The organism is Halapricum sp. CBA1109 (assembly GCF_009741825.1).
Lineage (GTDB): Archaea > Halobacteriota > Halobacteria > Halobacteriales > Haloarculaceae > Halapricum.
Window position 1 is genome coordinate 1 of record NZ_WPCA01000250.1, and the last position, 1,513, is coordinate 1,513.

Sequence of the window (1,513 nt, forward strand, 5' to 3'; positions counted from 1 at the left end):
CGAACTCGACCGTCTCCTCGCCGACGCCTCGGTGCTGGTCAACGCGACGACCGTCGGGATGGACGAGGACCGGTCGCCGGTGCCGGCGGCGTCGCTCCACGCCGAGTTGGCCGTCCTCGACGCCGTCTACTCGCCCATCGAGACGCGCCTCCTCCGGGAGGCTGCGGCGGCCGGAGCGACGACGGTCGACGGCGCGTGGATGCTGCTGTATCAGGGCGTCGCGGCCTTCGAGCGCTGGACCGGCGTGGACGCGCCGGTCGACGCGATGAACGAGGCACTCCGCGCCCGGCTTTAAGTAATCCCCCGTGTAACACGGACGTATGGGAGTGTCCGATCTGTTACGACGGATCAAGTCCGCCCTTGGCATCGGCGGCAGTAGCACACAGCGCCAGCAGGGACAGCGCGGGAGACAGCAGGGACAGACTGGCGGGCAGACCCAGCAACCACAACACAGTGAGGAGCAGACGGACAGCGGACAGACCGGCGTGACCGTCGAACGCGAACCCCAGACCGAGACCGAAGACGCCGTCAAGGGGACCGAAACGGCCGAACAGGCCGACGACGACGGTGACGACAGCGACGAGGAGGCCACCGACGACGTCGACGAAGCCAGCGAAGACACTGACGAGGTCGAAGAGGACACCCAAGAGGCCGACGAGGCCGAAGACGCTGCAGACGCCGAAGAGGCCAGCGAGGAACCGGCCGACGGCGACAGCGACCCGGTCGACGCCATCAAGGGCATCGGTGCGGCCTACGCCGAACGCCTCGGCGACGCCGGCGTGGAGACGGTGGCCGAGTTGGCCGCCAGCGACCCCGAGGAACTCTCGGAGGCCTCGGGCATCGGCGCCGGGCGACTGGAGACGTGGATCGAACGGGCCAACGACTACTGAACTTCTGCCGCACTCGAAACGTACAAACTCGCGGCTCCACTGCTGTCCGGTAATGGAGCCTCGGGTCCACACCGACCGCGCGGTGTTCGACCGCCTCGCCAGCGACGCCCCGGCGGGCGCTCGCGTCCCCGTCGCGGTCCACTGTACGGTCCCGGACCCGTTCGACGCCTACCGTCGGGCGCGCCGCGGTCGAGGCGACGGCGGCGTCTACCTCCCGACGACCGGCGGTCAGTCGGGGTGGGGATACTTCGGCGTCGACCCGGTGGCGATGGTCTCGGCCGGTCCCGAGGACAGCGCCCTCGACCGACTGGCGGCCACCGTCGGCGAGGAGCATCTGGTCCGCGGCGACTGCGCAGTGCCGTATCCCTGCGGCGCGGTGGGGTGGCTGAGCTACGACGTGGCCCGCGAGATAGAGTCCTTACCCGACTCCGCCGCCCGCGACCGCGACTTCCCGCGTCTGCAACTGGGCGTCTACGACCGACTCGCGGCGTGGGAGGAACCCCGTGGCGAAGGGCCGACCACGCTCTACGTCACGGCCTGCCCGCGCGTCGGCGCTGACGAGGACCCTGCGGCGGCGTTCGACCGCGGGCGGCGGCGCGCTCTCGAACTCGCCCGCGAGGCGA

Annotated in this window: 1 protein-coding gene and 2 pseudogenes; all 3 read left to right on the plus strand. The window is 70.7% G+C overall.

The genetic code is table 11. From position 1 onward, the window contains the following. A pseudogene (locus tag GJ629_RS15720) lies at window positions 1-295 on the plus strand (shikimate dehydrogenase); the annotation flags it as partial. A gap of 25 nt (window positions 296-320) precedes the next feature. Beyond that, on the plus strand, window positions 321-890 hold the full coding sequence (locus tag GJ629_RS15725; protein ID WP_157513842.1) for a helix-hairpin-helix domain-containing protein: 570 nt from the start codon (window positions 321-323) through the stop codon (window positions 888-890). 52 nt (window positions 891-942) lie between these two features. Next, a pseudogene (locus GJ629_RS15730) lies at window positions 943-1,513 on the plus strand (anthranilate synthase component I); the annotation flags it as partial.

Excerpts from the sequence above, each read along its gene's own strand:
- GJ629_RS15725 (WP_157513842.1), top strand. The coding sequence starts at position 321 with ATGGGAGTGTCCGATCTGTTACGACGGATCAAGTCCGCCCTTGGCATC.